The following is a 15849-nucleotide window of genomic DNA, read 5'->3' as shown; positions in this document are numbered from 1 at the left end:
TCAGAAGTCTTGAGGAAGCGAGCGGTAATACCCATATGGACGGCGCAGCCGTCGCAGGATCCTGTTTCGTCCCAGAGCAAAAACAGTGGCTGCGCCTGCTACGAAGCCGCCGGCGTGAGCCATCGTCGCTACGCCGGGCTGGAACTGGAATTGCATCAGGAACCAGAGTCCTAGAAGAATGAAAGCAGGCACGGCTATCACGTCAATAATGAAGAAAAAGATGACCAGCACCCGGATGCGCGCGGCGGGGAACAGCACGAAGTATGCCCCCAGCGCGCCGGCTATTGCGCCACTTGCTCCTACAGTGGGGATGGGGGATGCCGCGTTAATCACCACATGCGCCAAAGCCGCCGCCACACCCCATACCAGATACCAGAACAGGAACTGAAAATGCCCTAAAGCGTCCTCCACATTGTTGCCGAAAATCCAGAGATAGAGCATGTTCCCGCCCAGATGCAGGATACCAGCATGTAAAAACATCGAAGTGAAGATAGTCAGCCAGTGGGGTGTAATCGGTGGCACCTGATACTCGCACTGTCCGGAAATGGTACAGGGGATCATCGCGTATTCGATGAGAGCCTCGGGCGCGCCGAAACCAATCAGCTTGTCGTACAGAAACACGAGCACGTTCGCGATGATCAGCGCGACGGTCACGGCCGGAAAGGACCGTGTTGGATTCTCATCACCCAGTGGGATCACGGTACCAAGCCATCCATCTCGTGGTTTGTTGAGTCCAGTATACCCAAATTCGGCAGGCGTGTAAACATATAACGAAAATGAACTTTTTCCGGTATTTGTGCGTCTAAACTTTTGAAACGTTTAAGCATTCCTGGTACCGTAATAGCAAGAGGGACCACGAGCAGCATCTAAATGAAGGGTAGGGCGTGCGCCAGGCACGCCCGTTTTTTTACACACCTTTCAAGCCTTCGGAAGCGCGGCGCACCATCCAGTTCCACACTCCCCACGCCATCACCATGCCGATGCCGCTCCACAAAGCAAACCGCCACGCAGTGTGCCAGAAGCCACCCCGGCGTTCCCGCTGGAGCTGGCGCTCGGCTTGACGAAGCGCCTGTTTTGCCTGCTCGCCAGACATTTGCTGACTCGTCTGTAGCAAGGCGGAAGGGTCGGCGTTGACGTTTGCCTCTGTTTCGGGACTGGGTGTCGGCTTGGGTACGGTGACCAGCGGAGGAGGAGGCAGCTCGGGGGCTTCCTGTAACTGCTTCAGGCGAGTGGCATCATCGAACTCACGGCTTAGCCCAGCCGCCTCCTGCGCGCCGCGCTGGTCAAAACCGATAGCCAGCACTGGCACCGCCAGCAGACCTGTGCATACACACGCGATAAGGATTTGCCATGTTTTCATCATCCTGCACCTCCTGAAAGCACCTGCCACAGTTTGGGTACCATCTTCGGAGCACGGGGTAGGTCGATATCGATGAGCGGTCGCGTACCGGGACCTTTATCGCGGATGCGGTTGTCGTAATTCAGGCGCAACGGCAGGCTATACAGTACCATCGCCTCGTCCTTGCAGATGATAGAGCCGTTGATGGTGCAACCGCCGCCGCCGGTGGCGATGTTACCCCCGCCCACGAAGTTGGTGAACATGATGGCGTCGATCTGGTTGATGTTCTCTGCGATACTCGCGATGTAAACATCGCTGTACAGCGACTGATACCGCTTTCTGCCGTATTCGTCCACTTGCGTGGCGTCGAAGGCAGGTATCAGGTTGCCGTACTCGTCGTAACGCGGTTTGGTAAAGGGCGGTCTCATGTAGTTCAGTGGATAGTACCCGAAGTTTTTCACGTTACCCATAATGACGCTTCCCCGCGCCGCCAGCCCCAGAATATCCCGCTTCTCGTTTCGCTGTTCAATAGCAGCGGGATCGGTACCGCGAAAGTCCGGCGGGTTCTTGTAGCGCACACTGCCCACGATATGCACGTTGCGCCCGGCGTAGAGCGTGCCCTGACCCTCGACAAACCCCTTAATCACCACGTCCCCCGTGAAGGTCACCGGACCATGAATGCGGATAGGTCTGTCGCTGGTGCCGATGAGCACGCCAGAGCCGTTCACCACGCCGTTGGTGGACAGACGTACATAGCGGTTCTGGCTGCTGTTCCAGACTTCTACGTACGCCTCCTGCCCGTAGTTCGGGTTCGGTGTGCCGTCGGCAAAGGTCTGCCTCTGGTCGACGTAGTTCTGGGATAGCGAGATGTAGCGGCTGATGTCGTCCAGGTCTGGTAAGGGTAGCTCCTTGTTCGGTGCAGGGTCAAGCACGGTGCCACTGTAGGTTTTGGTACCTCGCGCGTCTGATACCACTGCGCCCGACACGCGGTTGTTGACGATACTCGCGTTCTGGTCATAGATGAGGTCACGCCACTGCTCGTAGGTTTCGGAGCCTTTTGCGCCGTGACGGGTAGGGTCGTATGCTTGGCGTGCGCGCGGGTTGTTCTGGCTGTTATAATAACTGTTGCTCCACTGCGTCGGAGTGATATTGACGATTCCCTCTGCAGGGGGAATCAGTTTATTGTTCGCGCTGGCGTAGACGCTGCCGTTGATGGTGGGAGTGCCGCCGCTGAAGTCGAAGTTACCGTTGGCGCGCATGTCGCCGTTGACGATCAGGTCGTTCGCGCCGAAGCCGTACATCCATCCGTAGTTGTTGGCGAAATAGGCGTAGTCAAACACCTGCGAGCGCTCCAGCGTGAACTCGATGGTCTGCTCGAGCACGGTGCGGTATTCTCCTGCATCCAGCTGAGCATCGTTATCCTGGTCCAGCCAGCCTACCGCACGAAAGGTGAGCTCGCGGCTGAAGTTACTGTTGATTTGCTGTCCCACGATGCCGCAGGAGTAGCGCAATCCATCTCCCAGGTCACCGCCGACGGTCGCCATCGGGTTGGTCGGTGACGCCAGCTCCCAGGGCACGAAGTTGTCGAAATCCTGCTCCACCTTGAACATCTTCCAGACCTGCATCTTCTTAAACTCCAGGCCTGCTTCTGCAGCGTAGAGGGTGCGCAATGCCTGTTCCTCTCGCGCTATGTGGCGCAACCCGCCGGTGGAGAGGCTCAACAGTGCCGTCCCCAGTCCAAAGGACATGAATAGCACCACCAGCGAGGTCACCAGCGCGGTCGCCCGTTGATAACGTTGAGCAGTCCGTTTTCTCATGACTCTCACCCCCTTACTGGTTGCGCAAAACGACCAGCTCCTGCAACCTTTGGTAACGTACGCCTGCTGGCGTTTGACGCTGGACATACAGGCGTATGGTGATGGTTCGTCCGTTTGCTCCCCGCTCGAACAGCGGGTAGGGGTTCCCTGTCTCAGGGTCGGTGTTGCTGACGGTGGTCAGCAGGTCGATGGTATCTGCTGTGCCCTCTGCAGGGTGCCATTTCAACGTGTTGTAACTCAACCCAAAAAAGCCGCTCGCACCGTTGGGAAGGACGTAGCTGACCTGGGTATTCGAGCCGCTAACGGTAACCGACCTGGCGCGGCGCAGCTCACTGGTTATCCGCCGCATGGCGAGGGTAGCATCCATCATCAGTGTGGTATCCTGCGAGTTTCGGTGCCACGCCCGCGCCGAAGTACTCAGCACCGGCATCAGCGCCATGACCAGAATCAGCATGACGCCGCTGGCGACCAGCAGCTCCACCAGCGTGATACCACGACGTTTTCGGATGGAAGGAGACGTAACGATTGTCATCAGGGCATCCTCCCTCTACAGATTTGGCACCAGCGTGCGCAGCTCTACCCGATTGGTTCTTCCATTTAGTTCACGCCAGATCACCCGCACAATCACCCGTCTGACGTCCCACGCCACGTCTTCCACCACAATCTGCCCCTGTCCGTTCGGAAGCATGCGGGCTGGGCTTTCGCGCGTGGCGTTATCGGTGTTGGTGAACGAGAAGGGGGAGGTGTTGGGGCTGGCGTCGATCAGACCATACGCGCGCAATCGTTCGTACGTCAGGTTACCGTAGCCGATGAACTTGATGGCTTCCATGCGCCGTTCCGCCAGTGCCAGCGCCGCCGCACGCCACTTTGCGCTGCCGCTGAGCCGCTGACCAGTGGGGAACAGCGCGCCAAATACCACCGCCACCACACCCAGCAGGAAGATGGACAGCACCACCTCCGCCAGGGTAAAGGCACGTTGTCGTCTTCGCATGGTGTGCCTCCTTACCACAGCTTATGTCCCGCCGTCGCTTCCATGGAACACTTTGGCGGCGTGCTGACGTCGTTCATCGTGTAAGTTCCGCCGGAAGGGCAGGTGCTGGCGGGGAAGGTGGCAGGATTGCCCTTGATGTATTTGTCGGGTCCCACGATGTCGCTCCACGTGGGGGTATCATTGGGTTCCTTATTGTTATCCATCGCCCACTGCTGTTTGGCGATGTCGATGCGCAGCAGCGTCCCCACGCACGACCTGCGCCGGCTGCTCTCGCGCGCCTGTACATAGTTCGGCACCGCTATGGCGAGCAGGATACCGATAATCAGCACCACAATCATGATTTCTACGAGGGTAAATCCCTTCTGGCGAGTACGCATGGCTACCACCTCCGTCGTCCTGAACATGCTGGCGCGAACCATCTTCTCTCTTTCTCTAAAACAAAGCCGATGGGACGGTGCAGGGTAAGACCCCATCGGCTGCACGAATGTGAATCCGCGTTCCGACTACAGGCTGTGTGCGCCACCAATGCTGCAGGTGGGGTTCGTGCCCACGTTGCCCACCGTGTAGGTACCACCAGACGGGCAGGTCGGCGTGGACTTAATGTAGTTCGGCACAAGGTCAGTCATCGCGCACGCAGCGCCATCCGACCTGTTGTTGTCCATTGCCCACTGCTCTTTGGCAGCATCGATCTGCTTCAGGTTGGACACGCACGCTCTGGCGCGGCTGCTCTCGCGCGCCCGCACGAAGTTGGGCACGGCGATGGCGAGCAGGATGCCGATAATCAGCACGACGATCATAATCTCCACGAGGGTGAAGCCTCGCTCGGCGCGTGCCTTTCGGATCAGGTTGAACATCTTCGGAAACACCTCCTGAAAGGGATTTCACAGAGGTTCTTCCATGCGGTGGAGGGGGATTTCACATGAAAATTGCGGGTTTTTGCCCTCACCCCCGTCCCCTCTCCCGACGCTGCGGGAGAGGGGAGTTTGATGCCCTCACCCCCGTCCCCTCTCCCGACGCTGCGGGAGGGGGTTGTTTGATGCCCTCACCCCCGTCCCCTCTCCCGACGCTGCGGGAGAGGGGTAGTTTGATGACCTCACTCCCTTCCCTTGCAGGGAGGGGGCTGGGGGGTTAGGTACGGTTAGACGGGCACTTCGGCAGGAACCTCACGATGCACGTGGAAAGGATAGGAGCAAAATCGGAAGAATGCGAGGGAAGGCGATGAAAGTAGAGGTTATCCCCTATGGCGGCTGGCAAAAATGCCTGCGTCTGACCAACAACGAGGTGGAGCTGATTGTTACCGCGGAGGTGGGTCCGCGCGTGATTCGCTTCGGCTTTATCGGCGGGGGGAACGAGTTCGTGGAGTACCCCGAACAGATGGGCTTGACCGGCGGCGACGAGTACCGCGCCTACGGTGGACATCGGTTGTGGATTGCCCCTGAAGTGGTGGAGCGCACCAAACATCCCGACAACCTGCCAGTGGAATGGGCGCAGGAGGGCGAGGGGTTGCGCGTCACCGCGCCGATAGAAGCGGGCACCGGCATCCAGAAATCGATGCGCATCTGGCTGAATCCCCAGCGCAACCACGTGCACGTCATCCATCGGATTACCAATCATAACGTCTGGGAGGTAACGCTGGCGCCGTGGGCGTTGACGGTGATGGCGCCGGGGGGCAGGGTGATTGTACCGCAGGAGCCATACCGACCACACCCTGACTTCCTGCTGCCCGTGCGACCGCTGGTGCTGTGGGGTTACACCGACATGAGCGACCCACGCTGGCGCTGGGGCAGGCGATATGTGCAGTTGCGACAGGACACTCACGCGCAGTACCCGCAGAAGTTTGGCGCGCTGAACACACTGGGCTGGGCAGCGTATGTGAACGGCGACCGCGTGTTCCTGAAACGCTTTCCTTACGACCCCCGGGCGCACTATCCAGACTTCGGCTGCAACTGCGAGTTCTTCACCAACCACCGGATGCTGGAGGTAGAGAGCCTCGGCGGTCTGGTGACTCTGCGACCGGGCGAGTCGGTCGCGCACGAGGAACACTGGTATCTGTGGCGTGGGGTGGAGGTGGGTGAAAGTGACGAACAGATAGACGCGGTGCTGCCTGCGCTGCTGACACAGACGCAACAGGCGTAGCATTGCAGCATGCGCTTGACAATCGGGTGAGGGCATCAGGTACCATGTTGGACGCAGGTCTTTGAGCCTTCCGGAGATACCATGCACATTCCAGATGCCTATCTCAGCCCCGCGACGCACGCGGTAACCGCCGGTGCGATGTTGCCCCTGTGGACGCTGGCGGTGAGGCGCACGGCAAATGCGCTGTCGGCGCGGCAGGTTCCCCTGCTGTCGCTGGGCGCAGCGTTCTGCTTTACGATACAGATGTTCAACGTGCCCGCAGTGGGAGGTACCACCGCGCACGCGGTTGGGGCGACTCTGCTGGCGATACTGCTGGGTCCGTGGGCAGCGCTGCTGGCAGTAACCCTGGCTTTGGCGGTGCAAGCTATCTTTTTCGGAGACGGCGGGATTCTGGCTCTGGGGGCGAACACCTTCAACATGGGTTTTGTCGCCGCGTTCGCGGGCTACGGCACATACCGCCTGCTGGCGGGACAGGCAGAGGTGGGCAGCCGACGTGCGCTCATCGCGGCGGGGGTGGGCGCGTACGTGGGCTCGGTGCTATCCGCAGCCAGCACAGGGGTGATGCTGGGTTTGCAGCCGCTGATTGCTCAGGATACCGCCGGACGCGCGCTGTATTTTCCGTTCGGTATGAACGTTTCCGTGCCTGCCATGGTGCATATCTACCTGCTTGTTGCCGCGCCGGTGGAGGCAGTGGTCACCATCGCTGCGCTGGCGTATCTGTGGCGCAACTTTCCGGAGCTGGTCACCCGCCGCACCGTCGTCCGCCCCGATAAGCCGATTCGCCTGTGGGCGGTATTTCTGGTGCTACTGTTGCTGACGCCGCTGGGGCTGATTGCCACCGGCTCGGCGTGGGGCGAGTGGGACGAGGAGACGTTGCGAGAACTTATCGGCTACGTGCCTGCTGGTGTTGTCCGCTTCAGCGAGGGGGTGCTGCGTCCACTCATCCCCGATTACGCCCTGCCCGGGCGTGAGGGCAGAGGCTGGGAGGTAGCGGGTTACATCTTCTCCGCGCTTTTTGGGGCGACCCTGACTGCCCTGGCGGCGCGCGCACTGGTGCGCAAACCTGTGCCTGTACCGGCGGAGGTTACCGCCGGAGGGAAACCGCGCAACGCGCTGCCCGACTGGCTCAGCCGGCGTGAGCCGGACACCACTGTCACCTCGCCGGCGAGGCAGACACGAGGACGCTGGCTCGAGCGCACCCTGCTGAACCTGCGGGAGGCGGTGGCAAACACCATCGCCGCCGAGCACTGGGCACGTGCTTCCGGCTACCTGCAGAGCCTGCATCCGCTGGCGAAGACTCTGGCAGCTCTTGGGGCGTTGGTCGCTATCTCCCTGACAAGGCACCCTGCACTGCTTTTCTTCGTGCTTGTGGGTAGCACGCTTCTGGCAACAGTATCACGCCTGCCGTTGCGCACGTTCATCTTGCGTATCCTGGCAGCCACCGTGCTCTTTGGGCTGGTGCTGGCTGTGCCGCTGAGCCTGAACGCCGTCACCCCAGGGCAGGTGGTCTGGCAACCGTTCGGCTGGCGTGCGCTGGCGGTCAGCGATGCGGGGTTGAATGCTGCTGTGCTGTTGCTACTGCGGCTGAGTGCGGCAATCACCGTTGCCTTGCTGTGGAGTTTGACCACACGCTGGCACCTGCTGCTGCACAGTCTGCGCAGTTTGCGCGTGCCCCGACTGATGGTTACCGCGCTCACGCTGACCTATCGCTATCTGTTCACTCTTGTCGACACACTGGCGGAGATGGTGCTGGCGCGACGCAGTCGACAGGTCGGTGCGCCAACGGCGCAGGGTGTGCGAGCCTACGCAGGAACGGGCGCAGCGGTGCTGTTCGCCAAAAGCGCGACACTTCACGAAGAGGTCTATCTGGCGATGCGTTCGCGCGGCTTCGACGGCGACCTGCGGGTGGCGTACCCGCGACGGTGGAAATGGCGCGATACCCTGTGGCTGATGCTTGTCGCGTTGTGGCTGGCAAGTGGATACTGGATAGGAGGCTGGTATGCAGGCTAAAGAGCTGCTGTATGAGTGCGACTCGGTGAGTTTCGTCTACCCGGATGGGACGCCCGCGTTGAAGGATGTGTCCTTCCGCGTGCGGCGCGAAGAGCGCATTGCTATCCTGGGCGTCAACGGCAGCGGCAAGTCCACCCTGCTGCGTCTGCTGGACGGGTTACTGGAGCCAACTGGCGGTGAAATCCGCTTTCTGGGCACGCCGCTGACCGAGCGCAATCTGCAGGATGCGGTCTTCGGGCGCAAGTTCCGCCAGAGGGTGGGCTTTGTGTTTCAGGACGCGGATGCGCAGCTGTTCAACGCCACCGTGTGGGACGAGGTCGCCTTCGCGCCACGACAGCTGGGCATGAGCGAAACGGAGGTGCAAAGGCGCGTGACAGACACCCTGAACCTGCTGGGGATTGCGCATCTGGCCGAGCGTGCGCCGTTCCGCCTCAGCGGTGGGGAGAAGCGAAAGGTCGCTATCGCTTGCGTGCTGAGCATGAATCCGGAAGTGCTGCTAATGGACGAACCGGTCGCCGGGCTGGACCCGCGGATGCAGGTCTGGCTGGTGGACACGCTGAAGCAGCTGCACGAAGCCGGTAAGACCCTGCTGATTGCCACCCACAACCTGCACGTGTTGCCGGAGCTGGCAGATCGGGTACTTATTCTCTCCGAAACACACCAGGTGTTGGCAGACCTGACCGTACACGACGCGCTGGCGAACGAGTCACTGTTAATAGAGGCAGGATTGCTGCACGAGCATCCGCACGCGCACGGGGAAATCGTGCATACCCATCTGCACGCCCACGAGCATCATCATGAAGAATGATGCATCCTGCCTCGCGCCAGCGAGGCAAACACCCCGAGCAGGCTGAGTACAGTGGACACCGCAAACGCCACGCGCATACTGCGAAACAGCTCCTCTCCATAGCTGGGCGAGAGCGGTAAGCCGTGCATGGTTAGCGTGAAGATGAGCACAATCATTGCCATACTCAAGCTCTGTCCCAGCATCCGAGCCGTGCTCACCACCGATGAGGCAACCCCATAGCGCGTACCGCTGACCGCGCTCACGATGGCGTTGACGTTCGGCGAGGAGAACAGCGCGAATCCCAGCCCGGACGCTGCCAGCACCGTCACCAGGAACGCGAGGTTTGCACGGTAGGGCATGGATGCATACGCCAGCAGACAGAAGGTGGTGAGCAACATCCCCACCGATGCCACCATGCGCGGCTCATGGCGGTCTGACAGTGCCCCTGCCAGCGGAGAGAATCCCGCCTGTACCACCGGTTGTATCAGCAAGAGCAGTCCTGCCTCCTGAGGTGTGAAGCCCCGGATGGTCTGAAGGTACAGCGACAGCAGATAGCCGATGCTGAAGGTGGCGCCATAGTTTAACAGGGCGGCGAGTGTGGAAAAGGTAAATACCGTGCTGTTGCGAAACAGGTGCAGGTCCAGCAGAGGGTGCTCTTCGCGGGCTTCGCGCACTGCGAAGACAACCAGCAACAAAACCGCCATGCCCGCCAGCGCTATGCCCGTGTGTCTCCAGCTCGCCGCGCTCAGCAGAAGCGTTAGCGCGAGGCAGTAGAGTACTGCGCCTGCCGTATCAAAGCGTTCTCCCTGCGCCGGTGACCATTCGCTGCGGATACGCTGTGCATACAGCCACGTTATTCCCGCCAGTGCCGCCACTATGACGAAGATGGCGCGCCAGCTGAGGGTCTGCGTGAGAAAACCGCCGACTGCGGGACCTACCGACAGTCCCACGTATACCGTTGCGGTGTTGATTCCCAGCGCCTTACCACGCTCGCCGGGCGGTATTGCCGAGGTAATCAACGAAACCGCTGTGCCAAATACCATCGCCCCTGCTATTCCCTGTATCGCGCGGCTGGCGATGAGTATCTCGATAGACGAGCTGACGGCGCACAACAGGGAGGAAAGCCCGAACAGAGCGACGCCCATCAGGAATACCCTCTTTCTGCCCAGCATGTCCGCCAGTCGCCCGAACGGCAGTAAAAACACCGCCGAGGTGAGCAGATACGCTGAGATAACCCAGCTCATCGTGACGGCGGTGGCGTGCATCTGTCTGCCAATCACGGGGATAGCCACGTTGAGCGCGCTGCCCATAAAAGGTGTGAGAAACGAGGATAAACCGGCGGCAATCAGCACAGCGCGTTTCTCATTCGGCATGTTCCGCTTCTCCTGCAGGATGTATGCTCATCTATTGTGCGGTCAGAGGGCGATTTTCCTGTTACCAGCTGGCACGTAGGCGATACATCTGCTGTTCCAGACGCTGTTTGGCGAACTGGTAATATTCCGGCACAATCTCAAAGCCAATGTATCGCCTGCCCATCTGCTGGGCTACTACAGCAACCTGCCCTGATCCCAGGAACGGGTCCAGCACCACATCGCCCTCTACCGAAGAGTATTGCAGGATTTTGCGCACCAGCTCCGCAGGCAGCTTGGTGGGCGTCTTGATATCACCGTTCCAGTACTCGCGCGGGATAACCCACACATCCTCCATGTCGCGATAACGCGGGTTACCGTCTCTAGTGCGGGTGGCAGGGAAGCGGCAATCGGGGTAGAACCGACGCAACCGGTCATCTTTGCACACATAGAGACAATGGTAGTGCGAGGTCACGAACCTTCGCCTGGTATAGACACCGAACTGGTATTTCCAGATAATATGGTTGACGGTGATGAAGCCGGTCTCGTGCAGGGCGTTCAGGATGTCGCGCAGGTTGTTCCACCCGGAGAAGACATACATACTGCCCGAATCCTTCAGCACACGGTACGCCTCTTGCATCCAGGCAAGGGTGAAGGTGTAATACTCCTCCTGCGGGATCTCGTTATAGCCGTCCAGTACACGGTCTTGCGTGCGGTTGTAGTTGCTGCGGCGGGCGCGGAAGTCAATGGCAAAAGGCGGGTCGGTGACGATGAGGTCTACACTACCGTCCGCCATCTGCTTCATGCCCTCACAACAGTCCATCAGGTAGATGTGGTTGGGTTCTATCACCATACCGCCCGAACTCCTCAAACGCCTCATACATCGCCACGATGTTCTCCCACGGCACGTCGGGACCGATTTCGCCGTGCAGAATCAACCCGCCGTTGAACCGCCCGAACAGTTCTACCGTCTCCTTCACATGTTGTCGCACCTGCTCCGGCGTGCCGAAGGGGATGATATACTGCCGGTCTAAATCGGAGCGCACGCAGACTTTGCCCGCCAGTTTCTCCTCCAGCAGCTGGCGCGGCATTAATGGGTGTTGCGGGTTCAGCACATCTACCCCTATCCCGATGAGGTCATCCCAAATGTCTACCGTCCAGCCGTCGGTGTGGAAGAATATCTTCTTGCCTGCGTCCTTAATCGGCTCGAACATGCGGGCGTAACGCGGCTTGAAAAAGGTTCGCCACTGGCGCGGGCTGATGAGCAGTCTGTCCTGCGCACCCCAGTCGTCCGCAAAGCCGATGCCGTCTACGCCTGCTTTCAGCCACTTGCGGATGTGCTGCAGGTTCCACTCCACGAGGCGGTCTGCCAGTTCGTGCAGTGCCTCCGGCTCTTCCGCGAGGTCAAGAAACAGCTGCTCGCTGGTGCGCAGCCACTGCATCTGCTCGAACAACGTGCCGCCTCCGCCCACACGGAACCAGTCGCATTCGGGCGATCGCAGGCGTCGGGCGATGTCCTCAAACACGCTGTCGTCGGGCACGGGGGGGAACTGGTAGTCGCGCAGCTGGTCCCAGCTTTTGAGGGGTGCCTCTTTAACTTCCCCAGCCGTGTAGCCCTTACGCCGCTGCCAGCGGCAGCCCCACTGGTCCACGTATTCCTCGATATCGCCTTCCAGCTGCGGTTCTGGCGGTATGGTGAAGTTCCTTGCCCCAAAGTCGTCGGGGCGCGCGTTCAACAAGTCCACCAGCTTCTGCCCGTGTCGCCAGAACGCACCCGGAAACACGGCATGTTGAAAGGGTACGCGGTCGGGACCGCGAAACTCGATGGCAGCCAACACCCGTTCTCGCGAAGTCATCATCATCTCCTGAAGCGAGGATTGGATATGCGATTCGCGATAAGGCGTCACTTTTCCTGTGGGACAACCAATGAGGGCAGAATTCGCGCACACGCTGGCTATCTGCTGTTCGGATGGGCGTTTCGCCCCTGCCTGTGAGCAGTTTATTCAGCAGACCCTGGGCGAGGAGTGGTTTGACCGATTCGTCGTGCCGGGCGGCGCAGCGTGGCTTCATCTGGACGTTTTGACGGTATGGGAGAACCATATCGCGCGACGCCACATCGGCTTCCTGATAGAGGCGCACGACATTCAGCGAGTCATCCTTATCGCGCATCAGCAGTGTGGGTTTTACGAGCAATTACGACTCACTCCGGCACAAACGGTGAACAGGCAGGTGGAAGACCTCCGTACAGCCATGCGGTTTCTACAAGAAGAACACCCGGGCATTGCAGTGGAGGCATATTACCTGCGGATTGCCGACGGACAACTGATTTTTGAGCCTGTTCAGGACTGAATCACAGGGTGGGAAGGTGGGATCTTGCAGCGAGCCTGACGGGCAATGCTCTGGGTAAACCGTTCCCATCCAACCTCCCGAGCAGCACGAAGATGTTTTTTCAGCACAGCGGGAGACTGCGCCCTCCACGAGGTCACCGATGCCCTCACCTCGCGTTCTTGCGCCACGCGTCGCCGTCCGCTTAATAGGCGCGGGAACCCGGCTTGGGCAAGCGGTAGTACGCGGTAGACCTGCTATCCCACGCAATCTCGTCCGTGCTGAGGCCCACCGGCGGAGACCGTTTTTCGCCCGGCTTACGTGCAAAACGCCCCAGCACGTTGCCATCCCTGTCCAGAAGCTGGATAGCCATTGGTCTAAAGTCACCGGAAGGCTTTTTCTCCAAACCCAAGACGAAAAGATTATCCGCACCGCCACGCTCAATCCCATTGCAATACGCAGGCAAGGCGCGCGTCCGAAGCAGTCTCCCCTCCCCATCATACACGAACAGCAGCGAGTGCTCCCAGTCGTCATTGAAGGCGCAAGCCACCACCAGCACGCGACTGCCGTCCCGAGTCACACTCAGCCAGAAGCGGAGCCTTCTATACTGCTTCTCATGTTTCTCCCAAAGGGGGGCTATCTGCTTGCCCGTCACCGTTTCCAGATGTTCCACCGCCTCCCACACCGGCAACGGCGCAATCCACCGCTCACCCCACTCCGCATCCAGACAGGCGACCCGATACCGCATCCGCCGGCTCCCCTCCGGTTCCTGCCAGAGCAGAACGGCTTTATACCTGTCGTTCAGTCTGCCCTCACAGTATGTCTCAGCGACAAAGCCCCACCCTTCGGGTTTCCACACCCAAAGCACCTCTTCTCGCTCCTCTAAGTCTTGCCGGCGTGTCGCGCCGGGGAACTTCCATCGGAAGCGTTTGCGCACCCCGGCGTACACATTGGGGGCATCCACGCGACCGGAAAGCATCGCGTCGCCCGCTCGCTCGTGAGCCGGTCGCACAAACTTCGGCTTGATCTCGGGATGCGGGTACAGTAACCCGTAGATGAGATTGGGGTCCACATGGGGATTGCGCACGATATGGGTGTATAGGCTTCCCGGCCAAAGCGTATTCCCGGTCTGTTGTTGCGCTTTTCGGATCTGACGACCTTCATCTGCGGTTCCTTCCCAGGCAGGCAGGATGAGAGGAATGTCCTGTTCCCAGTTTCCGCTCAGCAGTTTCGCGTCGAACTTGCCCAGGTCAGGCTCCGTCCATCCCGCAGTGGTCACCATCAGGCTCAGCGCGCCAATGCAGAGCAATCTGTTGAAGAGTCGCATCGCAAACCTCCTCCTTATCCGTTGTTATCGTCCTCCGTACGGCAGACGCAGATAGTGATGGGGGTTCCATTGACCCCATGGTCGGATGACCCCGTCACCATCCGCGTCTACCCATCGGTTGTCGTTGCCCCGACGGTCCTGCTTTCTTGCTTCCCTTACCTCAAAATGGAGATGGGGACCCATAAAGGACGGCACGCGCACGGTTACTATCCAGTCCTCTGCAAAATCCCATGTATTTCCTACCCAGTATTCCAAAAGCAAAATCGCGTCTCGGAACTCTACATAACCTAAAGAGAGCTGGAGAGACTCGTGGGGATAGCCCGGGTCGGCAACATAGAGGTCACGCACCACTGTAATCGGGGTAGAGATGTCCACTTGCGAACCACTTGGAGGCAGACCCGGCGGGTTCTCCAGAGTGTGTCCGTATGCGGATGTCACCTGGTCTCGCTCATACTGTTCTTTTATTGAGGAGCCCTCTATATTCTTTAGCTTGAGGTTGACCCACCCGTGCTCCACAAGGCGATGAGCACCGATGTATGTGTGCTCGCCGAAAATGAGCGCATCGTCATCTGGAAGAAAACAGCGTACCTGCACCCGGCGTCCCTGCTCAATGAGTGGGTTCGCCGCTTCCCAGATTTCACTTCGTACGTCTCTGTCGCGTGGGTTCTCTATGACCACCAACCCAGAAGGTGGCAGTGTTGGTGCTCTGTCCCACACCCTGCCGGCTTCTGCGCTGTTGACCGGCATCCCGACCGTCGAGCCGCCGTCTGTTCGCGCGTAGTCGATTCCGAGGTGAGACCCCCCACCGGGTTCCACAATGATGGGGATCTCTTTGCTCGGGTCATCGTCAATGTATACGCTGACGGTCATTTCCGGCAGCGGGCGGTTTCCCTCCGTGTAGTCGGAGGTGATGGGACAGTTTATCGGCTTCGCCATGCTCATCACCCGAAAGTCTGCCACTGCAGTGCTGTCCGAACGGTTGCACAGGGCATACGCCCGCATCCGGTAACGCTCGAGGTACGGCGAAAACTGCGTGCGCGGCAAACGCTGGTTCCATACCATGCGAAACCGCCATACTCCAATTCTAGCCTCATAGTCCCGCCATTCCCACCACACGTCCTCGTCAACCAGTTCCGTTTCAGGCACCGGACGCTCCTCCTCCACCACGTGCCAGACGTCGTTCTCATCCAGATAACCCTTCTCCACGGTCAGGACAATATTAGGACGCACACCCTGCTCGCTTGGTAACACCTCGCCTTTGATGAGCACCGGGCAGGGCATGGGCAAGCCACGAAACAGCATGGGAGAACCCTCTACCAGCGGTGGGTCGGTTAACTTGACCTGCTTGTATGCAAACGTGAGGGTAAGGGGCAATGCCCATAGCCTGCGGTGAGAACGGTCTACGTCCGCATGATTGTCCTTAACGCATATCAAGAAGAGGTATTTGCCGGGCTTGGACAGCCTGTCTACCGGAACAGAGACCACCACGATGTGGTCGGCTGGGTTCAGGTCATCGCCCGTGAGTGTGCGCTCATGGATTGGGTTCAGGTCGGGGTCAAAAACCACCACCTTGCCTTCGCTGGCAGGGTGATTGCTGGCGATGTGGTAGCGGATCAGAAACTGTGCCTCGGAACCCTGCACTCCTCTGTACTGTGCTTCTCCAGGCTGTGACATGTAGCGCAAGGACAGGTAATCCGACCGGTTGCTATCCCTGTCTGGCAGGGTAGGCACACGCGCCTCTGCCGAAAGCCGATACAGGTATATCCCG

16 protein-coding genes are annotated in these 15849 nt (G+C 59.6%); 4 read left to right on the top strand and 12 right to left on the bottom strand.

The window, feature by feature from the left end; genetic code table 11:
• The 7 genes from K6U75_14665 to K6U75_14635 all read right to left on the bottom strand — a co-directional run bounded on the left by K6U75_14665 (window position 1) and on the right by K6U75_14635 (window position 5001).
• The gene (locus tag K6U75_14665; GenBank protein ID MCL6476284.1) at window positions 1-699 is read right to left on the bottom strand and encodes a rhomboid family intramembrane serine protease; all 699 of its coding nucleotides are present in this window, start codon (window positions 697-699) and stop codon (window positions 1-3) included.
• 208 nt (window positions 700-907) lie between these two features.
• Window positions 908-1363 (bottom strand): hypothetical protein, encoded by a 456-nt coding sequence (locus K6U75_14660; GenBank protein MCL6476283.1) that lies wholly within the window; start codon window positions 1361-1363, stop codon window positions 908-910.
• A complete protein-coding gene (locus K6U75_14655; protein MCL6476282.1) occupies window positions 1360-3156 on the bottom strand; it encodes a hypothetical protein in 1797 nt (598 codons plus the stop codon). Before K6U75_14655 ends, K6U75_14660 begins: the two co-directional genes overlap by 4 nt.
• Window positions 3157-3169: 13 nt before the next feature.
• The gene (locus tag K6U75_14650; GenBank protein MCL6476281.1) at window positions 3170-3688 is read right to left on the bottom strand and encodes a type II secretion system GspH family protein; all 519 of its coding nucleotides are present in this window, start codon (window positions 3686-3688) and stop codon (window positions 3170-3172) included.
• Between the two features lie 15 nt (window positions 3689-3703).
• Window positions 3704-4147 carry a prepilin-type N-terminal cleavage/methylation domain-containing protein gene (locus tag K6U75_14645; GenBank protein MCL6476280.1) on the bottom strand — a complete coding sequence of 148 codons (444 nt, stop codon included), beginning with the start codon at window positions 4145-4147 and terminating at the stop codon, window positions 3704-3706.
• Window positions 4148-4158: 11 nt separating this feature from the next.
• Complete coding sequence (locus K6U75_14640) at window positions 4159-4524, bottom strand: prepilin-type N-terminal cleavage/methylation domain-containing protein (GenBank protein ID MCL6476279.1); 366 nt, start codon at window positions 4522-4524, stop codon at window positions 4159-4161.
• A gap of 126 nt (window positions 4525-4650) precedes the next feature.
• Window positions 4651-5001, bottom strand: coding sequence for a prepilin-type N-terminal cleavage/methylation domain-containing protein (locus tag K6U75_14635; protein ID MCL6476278.1), 351 nt, complete (start codon window positions 4999-5001; stop codon window positions 4651-4653).
• Between the two features lie 364 nt (window positions 5002-5365).
• Here K6U75_14635 and K6U75_14630 point away from each other — a divergent pair, with 364 nt between their 5' ends.
• The 3 genes from K6U75_14630 (at window position 5366) to K6U75_14620 (ending at window position 9101) form a co-directional block, all read left to right on the top strand.
• Entirely contained in the window at window positions 5366-6283 is a 918-nt protein-coding gene (locus tag K6U75_14630; GenBank protein MCL6476277.1) for a DUF4380 domain-containing protein, read from the top strand.
• Window positions 6284-6364: 81 nt separating this feature from the next.
• Window positions 6365-8293, top strand: a complete 1929-nt coding sequence (gene cbiM / locus K6U75_14625; GenBank protein MCL6476276.1) for a cobalt transporter CbiM — start codon at window positions 6365-6367, stop codon at window positions 8291-8293.
• Window positions 8283-9101 carry an energy-coupling factor ABC transporter ATP-binding protein gene (locus K6U75_14620; GenBank protein MCL6476275.1) on the top strand — a complete coding sequence of 273 codons (819 nt, stop codon included), beginning with the start codon at window positions 8283-8285 and terminating at the stop codon, window positions 9099-9101. The genes cbiM and K6U75_14620 overlap by 11 nt, the downstream gene beginning before the upstream one ends.
• Here K6U75_14620 and K6U75_14615 read toward each other — a convergent pair.
• The 3 genes from K6U75_14615 to K6U75_14605 all read right to left on the bottom strand — a co-directional run bounded on the left by K6U75_14615 (window position 9089) and on the right by K6U75_14605 (window position 12285).
• Complete coding sequence (locus K6U75_14615; protein MCL6476274.1) at window positions 9089-10453, bottom strand: MFS transporter; 1365 nt, start codon at window positions 10451-10453, stop codon at window positions 9089-9091. The two genes, K6U75_14620 and K6U75_14615, sit on opposite strands and share 13 nt — an antisense overlap.
• A gap of 61 nt (window positions 10454-10514) precedes the next feature.
• Window positions 10515-11282 carry a site-specific DNA-methyltransferase gene (locus K6U75_14610; protein MCL6476273.1) on the bottom strand — a complete coding sequence of 256 codons (768 nt, stop codon included), beginning with the start codon at window positions 11280-11282 and terminating at the stop codon, window positions 10515-10517.
• On the bottom strand, window positions 11239-12285 hold the full coding sequence (locus K6U75_14605) for a hypothetical protein (protein MCL6476272.1): 1047 nt from the start codon (window positions 12283-12285) through the stop codon (window positions 11239-11241). The genes K6U75_14610 and K6U75_14605 overlap by 44 nt, the downstream gene beginning before the upstream one ends.
• A 70-nt stretch (window positions 12286-12355) precedes the next feature.
• Between K6U75_14605 and K6U75_14600 the strand changes: the two genes are divergently transcribed.
• Complete coding sequence (locus K6U75_14600; GenBank protein MCL6476271.1) at window positions 12356-12778, top strand: hypothetical protein; 423 nt, start codon at window positions 12356-12358, stop codon at window positions 12776-12778.
• A gap of 181 nt (window positions 12779-12959) precedes the next feature.
• Here the strand turns inward: K6U75_14600 and K6U75_14595 are convergent, their stop codons facing one another.
• The gene (locus K6U75_14595) at window positions 12960-14081 is read right to left on the bottom strand and encodes a hypothetical protein (protein ID MCL6476270.1); all 1122 of its coding nucleotides are present in this window, start codon (window positions 14079-14081) and stop codon (window positions 12960-12962) included.
• Between the two features lie 24 nt (window positions 14082-14105).
• The coding region (locus K6U75_14590) for a hypothetical protein (GenBank protein ID MCL6476269.1) at window positions 14106-15849 on the bottom strand (1744 nt) is incomplete at its 5' end.

The sequence above is a fragment of the Bacillota bacterium genome (assembly GCA_023511455.1).
GTDB lineage: Bacteria > Armatimonadota > HRBIN16 > HRBIN16 > HRBIN16 > HRBIN16.
The sequence above is the reverse complement of the archived record's forward strand: the minus strand, read 5'-3'. Positions and strand labels throughout refer to the sequence as shown.

Coding starts and splice junctions, on each gene's coding strand:
- K6U75_14660 (MCL6476283.1), bottom strand. CDS start 1,363: ATGATGAAAACATGGCAAATCCTTATCGCGTGTGTATGCACAGGTCTG.
- K6U75_14655 (MCL6476282.1), bottom strand. CDS start 3,156: ATGAGAAAACGGACTGCTCAACGTTATCAACGGGCGACCGCGCTGGTG.
- K6U75_14650 (MCL6476281.1), bottom strand. CDS start 3,688: ATGACAATCGTTACGTCTCCTTCCATCCGAAAACGTCGTGGTATCACG.
- K6U75_14645 (MCL6476280.1), bottom strand. CDS start 4,147: ATGCGAAGACGACAACGTGCCTTTACCCTGGCGGAGGTGGTGCTGTCC.
- K6U75_14640 (MCL6476279.1), bottom strand. CDS start 4,524: ATGCGTACTCGCCAGAAGGGATTTACCCTCGTAGAAATCATGATTGTG.
- K6U75_14635 (MCL6476278.1), bottom strand. CDS start 5,001: ATGTTCAACCTGATCCGAAAGGCACGCGCCGAGCGAGGCTTCACCCTC.
- K6U75_14630 (MCL6476277.1), top strand. CDS start 5,366: ATGAAAGTAGAGGTTATCCCCTATGGCGGCTGGCAAAAATGCCTGCGT.
- cbiM (MCL6476276.1), top strand. CDS start 6,365: ATGCACATTCCAGATGCCTATCTCAGCCCCGCGACGCACGCGGTAACC.
- K6U75_14620 (MCL6476275.1), top strand. CDS start 8,283: ATGCAGGCTAAAGAGCTGCTGTATGAGTGCGACTCGGTGAGTTTCGTC.
- K6U75_14615 (MCL6476274.1), bottom strand. CDS start 10,453: ATGCCGAATGAGAAACGCGCTGTGCTGATTGCCGCCGGTTTATCCTCG.
- K6U75_14610 (MCL6476273.1), bottom strand. CDS start 11,282: ATGGTGATAGAACCCAACCACATCTACCTGATGGACTGTTGTGAGGGC.
- K6U75_14605 (MCL6476272.1), bottom strand. CDS start 12,285: ATGACTTCGCGAGAACGGGTGTTGGCTGCCATCGAGTTTCGCGGTCCC.
- K6U75_14600 (MCL6476271.1), top strand. CDS start 12,356: ATGAGGGCAGAATTCGCGCACACGCTGGCTATCTGCTGTTCGGATGGG.
- K6U75_14595 (MCL6476270.1), bottom strand. CDS start 14,081: ATGCGACTCTTCAACAGATTGCTCTGCATTGGCGCGCTGAGCCTGATG.